The sequence below is a fragment of the Mixta theicola genome (assembly GCF_002895925.1).
Lineage (GTDB): Bacteria > Pseudomonadota > Gammaproteobacteria > Enterobacterales > Enterobacteriaceae > Mixta > Mixta theicola.
In genome coordinates this window covers 211,863-228,832 of the sequence record NZ_NWUO01000001.1, presented here as the reverse complement: position 1 = coordinate 228,832, position 16,970 = coordinate 211,863, and the positions used below count along the sequence as shown (strand labels likewise).

The window sequence follows — 16,970 nt, the reverse complement described above, 5'->3', positions numbered from 1 at the left end:
AAATTATAAGGGGATTGAATAATTTTAAGAAAAATCTTATTCTTCGTCCTCACTGGCTTAATATTGAGTTTGTGCAGGACTGATTAATATAATTTTACTGAATTATCTGCGGTAACGCAGCGGCAATCTCAGCAGTTAGTTTACATTTGCTTAACGGATCATAAATGCAGCCATCCTTCATCCAGCATCGCTTAAGCAATATAATTAAAATAATTTTTCGAGAGCATTTAATTTTTTGTTACATTAGTGGCAGTTTGACTTAAACCACGGCGCGAGCGGGCTTTGCGTACCGGTGAGGCTTTAATGAAATTCAATGATTACTTCGCCTGGCGCAAGGAGGTCGAGGCACAGTTTTTTTTACTGAATAATACTGAAAAGTTAACAAATACATTACAGCAGCAGCTTGAAGCGCTGGGATGGGATCATTTTGCTTTACTTATCCGCCATCCCGTTCCCTTTACGCGCCCTAAGACGTTTCTTTTTACCACCTATCCAAAAGGATGGATAAAGCGATACGAAAATGAAAATTATTACGCTATCGATCCTATTCTTCGGGTTTGCCAGCTGCCGGGAAAATTTATATTGTGGGATGATGTCGTTTCCGATCGGAATGAAATATTCTGGCAAGAGGCAAAAGAGCATGGATTGATTTCAGGAATTTCCTGTTCGCTGATGGCGCTTAATCGGGCGATCGGGATATTATCTGCATCCTCTAAAAAGGCGGTAAATGTGTTGGCGTTACTGCCGGAACAGCAATTAAGACTACAGTATCTACTGGAACTGTCATTGCAAGCTTTACAGCGTTTAGACGATACCTCAATGCGCATTTTAGATATAACCTTAAGCCAGCGAGAACTGGAAATATTAAAATGGACGGCTGAGGGGAAAACGGCAGTAGAAATTTCACTGATTCTGGCTATCTCGCCCCATACGGTAAATTTCCATCAAAAGAATTTGCAGAGACGGTTCAATGCACCGAATAAAACCCAGGTGGCCAGCTACGCAGCGGCAATGGGTTTATTGTGAGCGTTAGCGCAACTACTAAATTTAGTAGTTTCACAAGGTTAACCAGTTGTCTACCCTTCGGCCTGGGTATCAGCTGGGCTAACGCCGTACGAATATGGCTTAAACGAGGGAGTGCGACAGGGGAATATGATGAAGATTATCCAGACCCAGCTAAAGGATATGCCATCCTCGTTACTGGCGGAATTGGGCAGTTATCGCTATAGCGTATTTGCACGCGGTGAGGGGTGGTCAATACCTTCCCGGCTCAGTACGCCGGGTCAGGAGTATGACCGCTTTGACCGCTCTGATGTCACCTGGCTTATCGCCTGGCACGCGCGTATGGGAATTTGCGGCTGCGCGCGTTTAATGCAGTGGCAGGAGCCGGGCAACGTTGAGGGCATCAGCGTCCCATTCGATCGCAAAGAAGCAATATGGGAAATGTCGCGCTTTTCAGCCCGGCTGGATGTGGATGCTCAATTACCGTTAACCATTCTCTGGCACGCTGTTCAGCTGGCTGAGCTCTCCGGCATTGAATATCTGGTCAGCGCCGCTACGCCAATGCTGGAGCAGATGTTTGAGCAGCACAAAGTAGGATTCGAACCACTCACGCCGGGCTTAATTCAGTCTGAAGACAACCTTTTCGCGGTTAAGATCCCGGTTAAGCAACCTGAGCTGGCAGAAAAGTATCGTGGCGCACGACGCTTTAGCCCCGAAGAGGTTTTGCCTTCGCTGGGCGTATCCATTAACTGGTAAGCGCACGAGCGTTAATGCCAGCGTGTCCATAGCGTAATCAGTAACCACGCGGTCAGCACCCAGCACAGCACGGCGCTGGCCAGCGCAAAAGGCAGCCGCATTATGCCGATGAAAAACCATAACGAAAGTAAATAAAAGAAGTAGGGCACGATTGCCCACATACCAAAAATAAGCGTGGTACGTAACGCTGCCGTGCCCTTATCCGTCGCCACCAGATAATGTGCTATCAGCGCAAAGGTAGGGAACAGAGGCAGCAGGCCAGCTATATAGTAATTTTTACTTTTCGCCAGTATACCGATCGCGACCACTACCAGTGCGCCGATCAACGCTTTCAACAGCAGACCCATTGTTTACTCCACGGAAAAATCCATAACATGCGTGAATAACGGCGTAAAATCAATGGGTTTGACGGATTTAGCGACGGTAAGCGGCTTTGATTTGGCCAATGGTATCGGTGAAGGTTTCAGCCTGCTGTGGATCGTCTAACTGTGCGATAAGCCGTTCCATATTAATAATCACTTTACCCGCATCGGCCTGGCCCATACCTTTCAGCATCATCGTGACCATCGCCTTCAGACAGGCAACTTCATTCGCCAGCTTTTCGGTTTCTTGCGAGGTGTTAAAATCGTTGTAACCCATAGTTTCTCCTTGTTAAAACGGTACAAGCATTTGCACTACTGCTTAAATCAGCGATAGCAGGAAAGTATAACATAAATTATGAGACTGTTTTCTTCGTTAGCCGGGGATAGTGAAGAATAAGACATCGTGTTGAACGGTGAGGTAAAATAAAAAAATGATCTATTTAGCAGGGATAAAAACGGCAACGAAGGCGTTATTCCAGTAGAAAACAACGACAGAATTTATTAATTTAAGTTATTGTATATAAAGGAATTTAAATTTTTATATGATTTCCTGCTTATTTTTTAACGGATTTAACGCTTTATTATCGCCGGGCTGGAAATAGTTCCGCCGTGGGCTGAATAACAACCGCAGGAGCCAGCAATTATCCGTTCCTAAAAAAACGGTGAATTATGTTCAAACCTGTCACGAAAGAGAGTAACATTAAGCCGGTTAATTAAAGTGTCGCCCATAAACTCACCATTCCGGAGAAATCCTCTTTTGATTAGCATTCTTCTTGTGGATGACCACGAACTGGTACGCGCAGGGATTCGTCGCATACTGGAAGATATCAAAGGTATACAGGTAGCTGGCGAGGCATGCTGCGGTGAGGATGCGGTTAAGTGGTGTCGGTCGAATCAGGTTGACGTGATCCTGATGGATATGAACATGCCGGGCATCGGCGGTCTGGAGGCGACGCGTAAAATCGTGCGTTTTAATCCCGATGCTAAAATTATTATGCTGACTATCCATACGGAAAATCCGCTGCCGGCGAAAGTGATGCAGGCAGGCGCGTCGGGTTACCTCAGTAAAGGCGCCGCCCCGCAGGAAGTCATCAGCGCGATTCGCTCGGTTCACGCGGGCCAACGTTATATCGCTTCGGATATAGCGCAGCAGATGGCGCTGAGCCAGATTGAACCGGAAAAGGGAGAATCTCCTTTCAGCTGTTTGTCGGAACGGGAATTGCAGATTATGCTGATGATTACCAAAGGGCAGAAAGTCACAGATATTTCTGAACAGCTTAATCTTAGCCCTAAAACCGTTAACAGCTACCGCTATCGTATGTTTAGTAAACTGAATGTTAATGGCGACGTAGAGTTGACGCATCTGGCCATCCGGCATGGCCTGTTTAATGCGGAGTCGTTGATCAGTAGTGAGTGAAGTTTTTGATGCAAAATCCTTTCTGAAAACCGTCACCAGCCAGCCGGGCGTCTACCGGATGTATGACAGTGGCGGTACGGTCATATACGTTGGTAAAGCTAAAGACCTGAAAAAGCGCCTCAGCAGCTATTTTCGCAGCAATCTTGCCAGCCGTAAAACCGAAGCGTTAGTGGCCAATATCCATCATATTGATGTCACTGTCACCCATACCGAAACTGAAGCGCTGCTGCTTGAACATAACTACATCAAACTCTACCAGCCGCGCTACAACGTACTGCTGCGTGACGACAAATCTTATCCCTATATCTTTTTAAGCGGCGATCCTCATCCCCGGCTGGCTATCCATCGTGGTGCCAAACACGCAAAGGGCGAATATTTCGGCCCGTTCCCTAACGGTTATGCGGTGCGTGAAACCCTGGCGCTGCTGCAAAAAATATTCCCGGTGCGGCAGTGTGAAAACAGCGTTTATCGCAACCGCTCTCGTCCCTGTCTGCAATATCAGATCGGGCGCTGTCTGGGGCCCTGCGTGGCCGGCCTGGTCAGCGAAGAGGAATATGCTCAGCAAACGGAGTATGTGCGGCTGTTTCTCGCCGGGAAAGATGATCAGGTGCTTAATATGCTGGTTAGCCGCATGGAGCAGGCCAGCCAGGCGCTGCGCTTTGAGGAAGCCGCCCGGCTGCGCGACCAGATTCAGGCGGTTCGTCGGGTTACCGAAAAACAGTTTGTCTCTAATCAGGGTGATGACCTTGATGTGATTGGTGTCTCTTACGATGCCGGTATGGCCTGTCTGCACGTGCTTTTTATTCGTCAGGGTAAGGTATTAGGCAGCCGCAGCTATTTCCCGAAAATTCCAGGCGGCACCGAACTGGCGGAAGTGGTGCAAACGTTCGTTGGGCAGTTCTATCTGCAGGGCAGCGAATCGCGCACCTTACCGGGTGAAATCCTGCTTGATTTTAACCTGCCGGAACGCGAGCTGCTGGCGGATTCTCTCAGCGAGCTGGCGGGCCGCCGCATTCATATCCAGAGTAAGCCGCGTGGCGATCGCGCGCGTTACCTTAAGCTGGCGCGCACCAACGCGGCGACGGCCCTGTTGACCAAACTCACGCAGCAATCAACCATACATCAGCGGCTAACTGCGCTGGCCGAGGCGCTTAATTTACCGCGTATCCATCGTATGGAATGTTTTGATATTAGCCATACTATGGGTGAGCAAACGGTCGCTTCCTGTGTCGTATTTGACAGTAATGGGCCGGTGCGTGCTGAATATCGTCGTTATAATATTAGCGGCATTACGCCTGGGGATGATTATGCGGCGATGAATCAGGTGCTGCGGCGGCGTTACGGTAAGGAACTGGAGCCGGAAAAGGTGCCGGACGTGATCCTTATCGACGGCGGCAAAGGGCAGCTGGGACAGGCGAAGCAGGTATTCGCCGAGCTGGAAGTCAGCTGGGATAAACATCATCCGCTGTTGCTGGGCGTGGCGAAAGGCAGCGATCGTAAAGCCGGTCTGGAGACGCTGTTCCTGGAGCCGGAAGGCGAGGGGTTCTCCTTACCGCCCGATTCCCCGGCGCTGCATGTCATTCAGCATATTCGTGATGATTCCCATAATCACGCTATTACCGGGCACCGCAATAAGCGGGCCAAAGTAAAAAATACCAGCGCGCTGGAAAGTATCGAAGGCGTTGGCCCCAAACGGCGTCAGCAGCTGTTAAAATATATGGGCGGCTTACAGCCATTAATGAACGCCTCGGTTGAGGAGATTGCCAAAGTACCCGGCATTTCTCACGCCCTGGCGGAGAAAATCTTTTACTCGTTAAAACACTAACATTGAATCCCTGGTGGCAATGTAGCAACATACGGGTAAACCCTACTCATGCCAGACAGTTAGCGTACCTTATGCAATTGAATATACCGACGTGGCTCACCCTGTTTCGTGTTGTGCTGATCCCTTTTTTCGTGCTGGCATTCTATTTGCCATTTCATTGGGGGCCGATGGTTTGCGCCATCATCTTTGTGATAGCGGCGATTACTGACTGGTTTGATGGCTTCCTGGCGCGCCGCTGGAAACAATCGACCCGCTTTGGCGCTTTTCTCGATCCGGTCGCGGATAAGGTGATGGTGGCGATGGCGTTGGTGCTGGTGGCGGAACAATTCCACGCCTGGTGGATCACCTTGCCTGCGGCGACCATGATTGCCCGCGAGATTATTATCTCCGCACTGCGCGAATGGATGGCGGAAATCGGTAAGCGCAGCAGCGTCGCCGTTTCCTGGATCGGTAAAGTCAAAACCACGGCGCAGATGCTGGCGTTGGTTGCGCTGCTATGGCATCCCAACCCGCTGGTTTCGGCCGTTGGCGTGGTGGCGCTGTATATTGCCGCAGTGCTTACTTTCTGGTCGATGTTTCAGTATTTAAGCGCGGCGCGCGGCGATCTGTTTGAACACTGATCGATATGGTGTAAAAAGCAGCAAACGAATGGCGAGACAAGATAATCTGGTTGACTCATCTGTTCAGGGCAGTAGAATGCAACACATTGAACGGCAATAATATTGCCAGAAGTTCAAAAAAATCAACAGGTTGTTTACTGGTGATTGCGGGAATAGCTCAGTTGGTAGAGCACGACCTTGCCAAGGTCGGGGTCGCGAGTTCGAGTCTCGTTTCCCGCTCCAGATTCAGAGGTGCAGAAGGTTATCTTGCTGCAACTCGCCGAAAAGGGCCGTCAGGCCCTTTTTTCGTTTCAGCAAATCGCTAACCCATCCTTTTCCTGCTGCCGGACCGATATATCCCGTCTCTCTGCGCATCTGTTAAATAAACTATCCCACCCATTTTTAATATGTTTTACGATTTACTCCGGCCTGATTAAAAGAGTATCTTCCAGCCCTTATTATTATTAATGCGGCGAATATTCTACGGGCTTTCTCCTGTACCCGCCGACGTTATTAATATTGAATCGTTAAGTTTGCCTCTGAGGATGATACCCGCGCTTAACCGGGCGTGTATTAATCACACTGGCCGATTTACCGTTAGCAAATGGATATTGCATAGCAGATTTAATAACCCATTAAATCTGCGGCCGAAACGGGCGAAAGGAGAGTGAAGCTGCGGACATCTGTTGTTTCAATACTTCTTGTCAGAGCGCTGTTCAGGCACGAACAATAATGTAAGTTATAACAGGTAAAACAATATGAAAAACAAAAGAAACGAGTCTGGGTACGTTAAATATCATCCGTTAGCGGCGTTTGTTTTGCTCTCTTTAACCGGTGTGACGCAGGTTGAGGCCAATAATATGACCTCTACTGTGGTTAACGGCGTAACGGTTATTGATATTAACAAAGCGAACGACCACGGCATTTCTCATAATGTTTATGATAAATTTAACGTTGATAAAAATGGGCTGATCTTTAACAACAGTCAGAATGCGATAAAAACCACGCTGGCAGGAGAGATACAAGGGAATAGCAATCTCACTTCAGGAGCAGCGAAAGTTATCCTTAACGAAGTTACCTCTAAAAATCAGAGCGCCCTACAGGGATGGTTAGAGGTAGCAGGAAGCAAGGCGCATCTTATCATTGCCAATCCAAATGGCATTAGCTGTCAGGGCTGTGGCTTTATCAATGCAGAAAAAGTTACCGTCACCACCGGTAAACCAGATATGCAGGACGGTATGCTAAAAGGGTATAACGTTAATGGCGGTATCGTTACGCTGACGCAGCTGGAAAATGCCTCGCCAACCGAAATATTAGCACGCTCCATTATAGTCAACGGTGCAGTACAAGCTGGCGAACTATCGTTGGTGGCAGGAAACAATTATATTGATATTGATGGCAAAATTACCGATACGGTAAAAGCGCAGGGTAATCGCCCGGCTTATGGGATTGACGTTGCTGCCATTGGTGGCATGTACGCTAACAAGATCAGCCTGATTACCAGTGAAAAAGGCGTTGGCGTGCGTAATCGAGGTATGATTGCCGGAACGGAAAGTATAGAGATTGATAGCAGCGGTAAACTAGTTAATAACCATGCGCAAATAAAATCGGCCGGGCTGATTAATATAAAAACCAACGGGGATTTGGACAACTCGACGGGTAAAATTTCTTCTGGTACGTCTATATATGTAGATACTAACGAAGCCGCCATTAATAACAGCCTCGCAGGGAATATCGCGGCAATAGAAAATGTTTATATTGGTAGTGGTTCCTTTAATAACAACAATGGAAAAATATCCGCTGGCGGCATCCTGGGATTAAACACGCATAATAAAACCCTGACCAACACAGGGAAGGGCAACTCCGTGGGGATTCATGCCACAGTCGTGGCGTTGCAAACGGGCATGCTGGATAACCGCAACGGGGTCATAAAGGGAAACTTTTTCGGTGCAGAGACTAACGGCATCAATAATAGCCAGGGCACCATTGAAGCTACTGGCGATATGGAAATCAGCAGCAGTGCCAACCTGGAAAATAGCCAGGGGCTTATCCGCTCTACGGTAGGCCATGTATATATTGATGCAGCCAAGAGTCGCATCAATAACGGCAATACGAGAACCGCAGATACTTATAGCGGGGATACACAAGGAATTATTGCCGGTGAAGGGGGGATTCAGATTAAAGCCGCCTCGTTAAATAATCGTACCGGGCAAATCGCATCAAAAGGTGATATCTCTTTTACCACCACGGGGGGGGTTGACAACTATCAAGGCAAACTGATCGGCGCCAGAAACCTTTCTGTTAAAGCCGGATCGCTGATGAACGGTCAGGCCGGAATAAGCAGCACGGGTAATATTCATATTGAGCTGGCAGACGCGCTAACTAATAGCATCGGTATTATTAATTCTGACGAAGGTGATATTGAGCTGCAGGCGGGACGTGTTAATAATAAGGGTGGGCTGCTGGTCGGTCAGAATGTTAATATTGATGTTAAAACCACCGTGGACAATAGCGTTGCGTTAATAGTCGCTAATAAAAACTTAGTCATCAACACGCCTGGATTAGTAGATAACAGCAATGGGCGGAACTTCGGTCATGATTACGGAATTTATTTAGCAATGCCAAATCAACAAGGAGGAATGATCGGCAGGGAAAGCGTAACGATTAATGCTGGCGAAGTGAACAATGAAAATAGCCGTATCGTTGCTGAATTTGGTAAGCTGGCTATCACGGCTAAAAACGCTATTAATAACTCCTACGGCAGAATTATTGCTCATTCGGGGCTTTCACAACTTAAAGCGCAGGCTATCTATAATGATTATGCCATGCTAAGTACCGGCGAAAGCATGACGATAGATACGGACGTACTGAGTAATTACAGCTCAGGTAATGTCATTGATAATAACGCGACGGGCATACTCTCTGCTGGCAAGGATTTAGTACTTAACATAGGTAGAACCTTTACTAACTATGGCTGGATAAATAGCAATGAAAATACCTCTGTTACGGTGGCAGGAATTTTTTCTAACCGTAACACCGTCAGTGCTGCTCGGGATCTGACAATTACGGCAAAAAACATGATTTACAACTATAAAGATATGGCTGCGGGTAACCAACTCATACTCAAAACCGATTCCGATGTGAAAAATAGCCGAGGCAGTAATATTCAGGGCATATCTAAAGTACATATTGAAGCTAAAGGCGACGTGACCAATGAAGGGAATATTGTCAGTAATGTCCAGTTAACCGTTAATGCGGTCAGTAATATTTATAACTATAGTAATATGTTCAGCCACGGAACAGCCGTAATCAAAGCAAAAAATACCAGTAACAGGGGTAGCACCGCTTTATTGGGTGGGGTTTCTGGCCTTGAGATGGCAACGGATACGCTGTCAAATAACGGTTTTATTATTGGATTATAATTTTGCAATGGAATAAAAGCGGCAAGGCGCCTGCCGCTTTTATTTTTTGAGATAATCAATGAAAAAGATAGTTAATTTTTTATGGAGTATTGTTTTTTATCATTTTTCAGCGGTGGCGCAGAGTGACGTAAATACGCTGATAAAAGAACAACACAATAATGACAGTACCGTTCGTCATGAAAACCAGGTGAAGAAAAAAGATGTTTATTCAACCATCGAATCAAAAAAAATGGGTGAGATTGATTTCCCTGATGAAAAACCGTGCTTCAGGCTGGATGAAATTAGCATAAACAATACTCCGCTGGAAATGTCAGCGGCAACAAAAATTAAAGAAGAGGCGGTGGGTCGCTGTCTGGGGAAACAGGGAATATCAAAACTGGCCCAGACGCTGCAGGACGTTTTTATTAATGCGGGCTATATTACCACCCGGATAGAAATTCCGCCGCAGGATTTGTCATCCGCTATCCTGAGATTGAATGTTATCCCTGGAAGGATTGATGATGTCATCCTTGAAAGCGATGACGTTACCAAAGCGATCCTGCCCTTTGGTAAAGAAGATATTCTTAACGTCAGGGATATCGAACAAGGCCTTGAGAATCTGCAAAGAGTCCCTGGCGTGGATGTTAAAATTAATATCGAGCCAGGTAGTCGGGATAGCTATAGCAGGATAGTTATCTATACCAACCGAAAAACAAGCTGGAATATGCGTGCGTCAGTTAATAACTGGGGCGATAAAAGTACCGGGCAATATTTGGCCAGCGTATCCGGCTACGCATATAACCTGGCTCATATTAACGATATCTTTTATCTTTCTGGCAGCCAGAGTATATCGGCAGGCTATAGCAGTATTAGTACCTATTACTCTTTCCCGTTGGGTTATTGGGAGTATGAGCTTTTTTACAGCCATAGCGTTTCTCATCAGGGAATAAATAGTGATGAGCAGGTTCTGGATTATAGCGGAAAAAATCACTATGCCAGTATTAAAACGTCCAGAACGCTTTACCGTGACCGGGACAAGAAAGTTAGCGCATTTATCGAAGCGCTAAGAAGAAAGTCCGATTATCAACTGGATGAGATTAAGCTGGCGCTGCAAAAACGAGATATGAGTAATATTCGCCTGGGGATTAATTATAAACAAAACTATGCTGCCGCCATGCTGAACGGTACCCTGGTTTATCATCGTTTTACCCGCCTGTTTGGTGGACAGCCATCGCCTGATATGGTTACGGGTGATGTCAGTTCGGGCAGTCATCTGCTTAGCCTCGATATTAATTACCTTAAGCGGCTGAGCTATGGTTCTTTGCAGGCATATTATGACGTTAATCTGGGCATGCAATATGCTCCTGAAACGCTGGTATTACAGGATCAGCTGGCTCTTGGCAGCCGCTGGAACGTTCGGGGTTTTGAAAACAGCGCGGGGCTTTATGGCGATAAAGGATTTTATCTGCAGAACACCGTTAATATCATGACGGGATTAAAAGGTGCAGAACCTTATTTAGGTCTCGACTATGGCGAAGTTTCAATGTCTCATTCTTCGCAGCAGGGTGATACCAAAAGGTTAATGGGCGCGACGATAGGTTTAAAGGGCAGCGTTAATTCACTGAGATATAATGTATCGCTGTCCGCACCACTGGCCTATCCATCCGAACTAAAAACCGATCGCCTCACTATGAACTTTAATTTAACTTACCAGATATGATGATGCACGCAGCTATGGAACTGTTTGTCGGCACCGATATTGTCGAAGTTGAAAGAATCAAAAGGGCAATATCACGTTCGAAACGGGATTTCCTGCAACGTGTTTTTACCCCAGCGGAAATCAATAAAATTAACGTTGCCAGCCCAAATTATGAAAGAGCCGCCGGGTTTTGGGCGGCAAAAGAATCGATGGTAAAAGCGCTGGGCACCGGCTTTCGTGAGGGTATCCGTTTCCATGATATCGAAGTCGAACATAACGAATATGGCTGTCCGCGTATCGTGCTGCATGGGCGTTTAAAAGCATTATTAAATAAAAAAGGCAGCGCGCAAATCTCATTAACCATCTCACATTGTAGAACATATGCTATTGCCGTAGTTGCCGTTGTTACACATAATTAATCTAACAGAGCGTGAATATGTATAAATATAATGACCTTAGCAATAAGTCCGTGCTGGTTACCGGGGCCAGTGGGGATATTGGTCTGGCTGTTTGTCAGCAGTTCCTGCGACAGGAATGTCAGGTTTATGCCCTGTATAAATCACACGACGAGGCGCTGACTGAATTAAAAAATAATCATCCGCAGGGCGGAAATCTTCATATTATGCAGTGTGATTTAGCCAATGAAGAGGCGATTAAGCAACTCTGTAGTTATCTGGCTGAAACGGCGGGGAAAATTGATGTTCTGATAAATAACGCCGGCATAGTAAGAGATAGCCTGTTTGCCACGATGAGTTGTGAATCGTTCAGTAGCGTTATAGAAACTAACCTGTTGACGATCTTCAGGCTGACTCAGGCAGCCTTGATGCTGCTAAGGGCTTCTGAGGCGCCGGTGATTATTAATGTCGCTTCCATTGCGGCGATTGTTCCCAGTCCGGGTCAGATTAATTACAGCGCATCTAAAAGCGCCATTCTCGGATTTACGCGCACGCTGGCTGCTGAAATGGCGCCAAAAGGCGTGCGTGTCAACGCGGTAGCGCCAGGGATGATTGAATCCAGAATGGTTAAAAAAGTCTCCCGTACCGTTGTCAGGGAGGTGATTAATACTATTCCACTGAAACGACTGGGGCGCTGCGCAGAGGTCGCCGATACCATAGTTTATTTAAGCTCCTCCGCATCGAGCTATATTGTGGGGCAGACTCTTGTCATTGACGGCGGCCTGGTGATGCGGTGACGTATGAATAAATATATCATCCCGCCGCAGATTTTTCTGGAAATGGGCGGCTGGCGGCAGCCTTTGCTGATGGTTGACCGCATCAATAGCTATCAATATGGCGAAAAAGGATCGATACAGGTTATCAAACACGTTACCTATAATGAGCCGTATATGCTGGGGCACTTCCCGGATAATCCGATTATGCCGGGTGCGATTATTTCTGAGATTTTTGGGCAGGCAAGTGAATATTTATCTTTCCTGACGGACATATGCGATATATACCGCGAACGTCACGGCGATAATTTGCAATCGCTGCGTGATATTTGCAATAAACTCAATGATGAAAATCTGCGTGAGATTATTCGCCTGCGCCGCGCTCAGGTACAGGGCGTTTTAGCTGCGCAGAATTTAAAATTTAAAAATATCGCGTATCCAGGGGACACCATCGAGGTAACAAGCCAGCTAACGTTTTCAGATGACAATGGGTTTAAACATTACGCCGTTTGCGCTCACGTTGGGAAAAAAGTGATTAGTAAAGGGACCATTATTAATTATCGAGAAGTGAAATAATAACAATAGGGGAGATCATCATGGAAACGATGCAAGAAAATATAGTAGAGCGTAAAGCAATCTTGCTGACCATCAAAACCGAAATTATCCAGCGGTTAAATATTCAACGCGAGGCCGATCAGATTGATGACGATACGGCGCTGTTTGGCAATGGCCTGAGGCTTGACTCTGTCGATGCGACAGAAATTTTAGTGCTGCTTGATAAGGTGTTTAATATTCAGGTTAGTGAAGGGGACGATCCTGCCTACATGCGTACCATTAATAATCTGGCCTCTTTTATTATTCAGAAAAAAAGAGCCGCTGAGCGGCCATAACAAAACGCGACCGGGGGAACACACGATGAAAGTGCTTCATGATTTGCATTTAGCTAACCAGGCTAAAATGGGCCGGTATAATGAGAAAACAGTGCCGGCTTCTTATCACAGCCCGGCCGTTGAATATCAGGCCGTGAGGGAAAATGCGCTGCTGGTTGATTACTCGCATATGTCTATTGTCAGCGTAATGGGCGAGGACGCCTGGGCGCTGGTTAATTATTGCGTTACTGCCGATGTTTCTACCCTGCGTGATGAACAGGCGCTTTACTCACTGGTGCTGAATGACGAGGGAGTCCTGCGCGGTGATGTTTATATTCTTTGCGCAGAAGAGGGCTATTATCTTCTGACGGAAAATATGACCTCCGCAGACGTTATTGCCTGTTTACATGCGGCCTTAAATAAAGCCGAAGAGCTGGATATTCAGCAAATACCGGAAATCGACGCGCTGGATGAAGCGCGCTGGGGCGCGGTGCTGCTGGAAGGGCCTTATTCCTGGGAAGTGCTGGCGGAAATTTATGGGTTTGATGTTATCGGTTTGCCCTACCATGAATTTATGCATACCGCAGAAGAGCTGATACTTTTCCGCTGCGGTAAACATGGTGAATATGCCTATTTAATGGTGGGCGAGCAAGCCAGGCTGGCGGATCTGTGGCTGCAACTGCTTGACGTCGGGGAAAAATTCCAGCTGAAAACCGGCGGCCTCGATTATCAGCAAACCGTAAGGATAGAGAACCCCTGCTGGGACGCATCTGGCTGCATGGACGGGTTGCGTAACCCTGTTGAGATGCAGCTGCAATGGGCCATTCAGTATGATAAAGAAAACTTTATCGGTAAAACGGCGGTAGAGGAGATCTCCCGTAACGGCGTCACGCGCAGGCTTATCGGCATCATCCCGCTGGGCGAATGCGCAGCGCTTAAGGTGAATGATAAGGTGCTGGTTGATAAAAAGAGGGTGGGGCAGATTGTAAAAAGCACCTATTCCCCCGCCCGGCAGTCGATGGTTGCCCTGGCGATGATCGATGCCGCCTATGCTTATTCTGATATTCAGGGCTTTACTTTGCAAACCGCTCAGGGCGATGTCGCGGCCATGACGCAAAATCTGCCTTTCCTCTACAACCTCAGTATGCGGGTAAGCCCAACGGAACACAGTTTTATTGATGCCACGAAACTTCGCCGTGCGGAATAGATAATAAGACAGTAATGATGTGAGCTTAATGCGGCGATATTGGCTAAAACCTGACGCATTGAATATTCGCCATCGCTAATTAAGTTATTTTCGTCACGGATGAACAGATGAACAACAGAAAAAGAGTCGTAATTACCGGAATGGGGATATTGTCACCGCTGGCTGATAATATCGCGGAATTTCGTCAGGCCTTATTCAATAAACAGTGCGCCATATCTGACAGCCAGCGTTTTTCCCGCTGGTTTGCCAATGCGCGCGCTGCGGAAGTCCAGGGGCCGGGGGATTATCCTGGCCTTTCGGACGAAATCATTAACTCACTCGATAATGCTGCGCTTTGGGCCTATAAGGTCGGCAAAGATGCGCTGACGCAGGCCGGGCTGATCAATCATCAGGCGAGCCTTGATGAAACCGGACTGATTATTGGCGTTTCCTCAGCCGGAACCGAGGCTTTTTTGCCGCTCTTCGAACGGCGTATGCAGGATTTCTCGCTGGCAAAAGCGATCTTTTCCGGCGGCTTTTCCTCCTGCTGCGCCAGCGTCTCCAGCCTGCTGCGCCTGAAGGGCGGCGTCGAGCTTGTGGCAACGGCATGCACCGCCAGCCCAAATGCGATAGGTATGGCATTTGATTATATCCAGAATGGCAAAAGCCAAATTATGCTGGCGGCAGGAACCGAACCGATTTATTTACCGACCTTCGCCGGATTTTATGCGCTTAACGTGATGCATCCTGAATCCTGTACGCCTTTTTCCGGCACGCCGGGAATGTCCATTGGCGAAGGCGCGGGTGCCCTCGTGCTGGAAGAGTATCAGCACGCCGTTGATCGTGGCGCAACCCTCTACGCTGAGATCCTCTCGTACGCCACTTCCTGCGATGCCTGGCATGAAACCGGACCGGATCCGCGCGCGAACGGAGCCGTACAGGTGATGATAAAAGCGCTGCACAATGCCGACATTGCGCCGGATCGGGTCGATTATGTCAATCTGCACGGGACCGGCACCGAAGCTAACGATCGCATTGAGACGCTGGCGGTGAAAAAAGTTTTCCCACACAGCGCCAGCCTGCCCGTTAGCTCCACTAAATCCTGGTTCGGCCATACAATTGGCGCGGCGGGCATGGTGGAATTAATCGCCTGTCTGGTGACCTTACCCGAAAAGAAGATTCTGCCGACGCTGAATTTTGGTACGCCTCGTGTTAACTGCGACCTGGATTACGTGGCCAACGACTTTCGCGAGCAAGAGGTCAATATTTTCGTCAAAAACAACTATGCCTTTGGCGGCAATAACTGCAGCCTGGTGGTCAGTACGCAGCCTGCATCAGTACCCGTTACGGCCTATCAGGAAAAGCGCGTGGCTATCTCCGGCATAGGGGCGATTACCGCGCTTGGGCACACGCTAAATGAAATGCTGGAGGCTATCTGGTCGTATCAAAAGCCGGTCGCGCTGCAGCCGGTAGTGTTTCATCAGGATACGCTGGCGGAGGTGAGAGAACTGCTTGAGGTTTTACGTGCCACCCGACAGTTTGAAACCGTGCTGGGCTATAGTTTGCCTGACGTCACTCCTCTTTTGCCGGAGCAGACTGAAAACTTTAAAACCTTCCAGGTTACCGGACTGGAGCCGCGCCAGCATCTGCGCCGTTACGATCGGCGTAAGGCCACGCGTGGCGGGACATTTGCGCTGATTGCGCTCTCAGCGGCGTTAACCAGCGCCAGGCGTAAGATCAGGAAAGATGGCGACGAGATTGGCCTGATTATGGGTATGTCGCGCGGCTCGCAGGAAACCACATGGAAATATCTGCAAAGCCTGCAGCCCGATCCGTGCAAGGTGCGCACCTCCGAATTCCCCGGCTCGTTGATGAATGCGATTGCTACCTTTTGTGGCATTTCCGAAGGCATCAAAGGGTATACCACCACGCTGGCAACCGGCGAGAATGCCGCGCTGGGCGCATTGACCTATGGCTATGAAATCATCCGACAGAACCTGCAATCTCAGGTAATCGTTGGCGGTGCGGATGAATACTTCCCTTCAATGGCGCTGTATATGGATGCCGTTACGCAAAAGCTGCATATGACTGCGGATGCGCGGGATTACCAGATTTACGGTAATGCGTCGTCGGGCTTTGTGCCGGGAGAAGGGGCCTGCATGCTGCTGCTGGAAGCGCCGGAGACCGCCGAAGCCAGGGGAGCGGCGGTTCTGGCGGAAATCGTGGGTTACGGCAAATCCTGCAGCAACGGCTATTTTGCCGCGGAGCAGCTAAGCGAGAACGCCCAAGCGTTGACGCTGGCGATCGACCGCGCCCTGACGGATGCCGGCATAACGGCAAAAGATATTGATCTGGTCTGCGGCAGCAGTAACGGCAGCCAGCAACATTCCCACGTGGAAATTGACGCTATCTGGCAATCATTCCAGTACGAAAAGCCGCAGGTACCGGTGGTGAACTATAACGCCTTCTTTGGTTTTGTGGCCTCCAGCGCCGGGCTGCTGAATCTGGCGGTGCTGGTTGACTGTTTCAGGCAGCAGCGGGTGCCGGCGATCCCTCATACGCAGCTGTTTTGCGATGATCGCCTTAATTTTGTGCGTGAGCCGCTGAACATACCGATTAAGCTCGCGTTATTACTGGGCGCAAATGAATCCGGAAACTATTATGCACTGGTCATCAAAGGATAGCC

General features: G+C 48.2%; 15 protein-coding genes and 1 tRNA gene. 14 read left to right on the top strand and 2 right to left on the bottom strand.

From position 1 onward, the window contains the following. Nucleotides 1-303: 303 nt before the first annotated feature. Together sdiA and COO59_RS01130 are read left to right on the top strand one after the other, a co-directional pair. Complete coding sequence (gene sdiA / locus COO59_RS01135; protein WP_103057996.1) at nt 304-1,026, top strand: autoinducer binding domain-containing protein; 723 nt, start codon at nt 304-306, stop codon at nt 1,024-1,026. A gap of 129 nt (nt 1,027-1,155) precedes the next feature. Continuing rightward, nucleotides 1,156-1,758 carry an acyl-homoserine-lactone synthase gene (locus COO59_RS01130; protein WP_103057995.1) on the top strand — a complete coding sequence of 201 codons (603 nt, stop codon included), beginning with the start codon at nt 1,156-1,158 and terminating at the stop codon, nt 1,756-1,758. Nucleotides 1,759-1,769: 11 nt separating this feature from the next. Here COO59_RS01130 and COO59_RS01125 read toward each other — a convergent pair whose 3' ends face one another. Continuing rightward, entirely contained in the window at nt 1,770-2,105 is a 336-nt protein-coding gene (locus tag COO59_RS01125) for a GlpM family protein (protein ID WP_103057994.1), read from the bottom strand. 67 nt (nt 2,106-2,172) lie between these two features. Further along, nucleotides 2,173-2,397: a DUF2594 family protein gene (locus tag COO59_RS01120; RefSeq protein ID WP_103057993.1), complete on the bottom strand. Its 225-nt coding sequence runs from the start codon at nt 2,395-2,397 to the stop codon at nt 2,173-2,175. A 480-nt stretch (nt 2,398-2,877) separates the two neighbouring features. On the opposite strand from COO59_RS01120, the gene uvrY reads away from it, so the two are divergent. The 12 genes from uvrY (at nt 2,878) to COO59_RS01060 (ending at nt 16,968) form a co-directional block, all read left to right on the top strand. After that, nucleotides 2,878-3,537: a UvrY/SirA/GacA family response regulator transcription factor gene (gene uvrY, locus COO59_RS01115; RefSeq protein ID WP_103057992.1), complete on the top strand. Its 660-nt coding sequence runs from the start codon at nt 2,878-2,880 to the stop codon at nt 3,535-3,537. Beyond that, complete coding sequence (uvrC, locus tag COO59_RS01110) at nt 3,530-5,362, top strand: excinuclease ABC subunit UvrC (RefSeq protein WP_103057991.1); 1,833 nt, start codon at nt 3,530-3,532, stop codon at nt 5,360-5,362. The genes uvrY and uvrC overlap by 8 nt, the downstream gene beginning before the upstream one ends. 71 nt (nt 5,363-5,433) lie before the next feature. Then, a complete protein-coding gene (gene pgsA, locus COO59_RS01105) occupies nt 5,434-5,982 on the top strand; it encodes a CDP-diacylglycerol--glycerol-3-phosphate 3-phosphatidyltransferase (RefSeq protein ID WP_103057990.1) in 549 nt (182 codons plus the stop codon). 146 nt (nt 5,983-6,128) lie between these two features. After that, nucleotides 6,129-6,204 (top strand) — tRNA-Gly (locus COO59_RS01100). A gap of 515 nt (nt 6,205-6,719) precedes the next feature. Continuing rightward, the gene (locus COO59_RS01095; protein ID WP_103057989.1) at nt 6,720-9,383 is read left to right on the top strand and encodes a two-partner secretion domain-containing protein; all 2,664 of its coding nucleotides are present in this window, start codon (nt 6,720-6,722) and stop codon (nt 9,381-9,383) included. Between the two features lie 58 nt (nt 9,384-9,441). Continuing rightward, nucleotides 9,442-11,082, top strand: coding sequence for a ShlB/FhaC/HecB family hemolysin secretion/activation protein (locus COO59_RS01090; protein WP_103057988.1), 1,641 nt, complete (start codon nt 9,442-9,444; stop codon nt 11,080-11,082). Nucleotides 11,083-11,102: 20 nt separating this feature from the next. After that, the gene (gene acpS / locus COO59_RS01085) at nt 11,103-11,480 is read left to right on the top strand and encodes a holo-ACP synthase (protein ID WP_103058258.1); all 378 of its coding nucleotides are present in this window, start codon (nt 11,103-11,105) and stop codon (nt 11,478-11,480) included. 17 nt (nt 11,481-11,497) lie between these two features. Next, complete coding sequence (locus tag COO59_RS01080; protein WP_103057987.1) at nt 11,498-12,253, top strand: SDR family NAD(P)-dependent oxidoreductase; 756 nt, start codon at nt 11,498-11,500, stop codon at nt 12,251-12,253. Between the two features lie 3 nt (nt 12,254-12,256). Continuing rightward, on the top strand, nt 12,257-12,805 hold the full coding sequence (locus COO59_RS01075; RefSeq protein WP_103057986.1) for a 3-hydroxyacyl-ACP dehydratase FabZ family protein: 549 nt from the start codon (nt 12,257-12,259) through the stop codon (nt 12,803-12,805). A gap of 20 nt (nt 12,806-12,825) precedes the next feature. Next, nucleotides 12,826-13,119 (top strand): acyl carrier protein, encoded by a 294-nt coding sequence (locus tag COO59_RS01070; RefSeq protein ID WP_103057985.1) that lies wholly within the window; start codon nt 12,826-12,828, stop codon nt 13,117-13,119. A 25-nt stretch (nt 13,120-13,144) separates the two neighbouring features. Continuing rightward, the gene (locus tag COO59_RS01065) at nt 13,145-14,305 is read left to right on the top strand and encodes an aminomethyl transferase family protein (RefSeq protein ID WP_103057984.1); all 1,161 of its coding nucleotides are present in this window, start codon (nt 13,145-13,147) and stop codon (nt 14,303-14,305) included. A gap of 107 nt (nt 14,306-14,412) precedes the next feature. After that, nucleotides 14,413-16,968 (top strand): beta-ketoacyl-[acyl-carrier-protein] synthase family protein, encoded by a 2,556-nt coding sequence (locus tag COO59_RS01060; protein WP_103057983.1) that lies wholly within the window; start codon nt 14,413-14,415, stop codon nt 16,966-16,968. Nucleotides 16,969-16,970 lie beyond the last annotated feature (2 nt).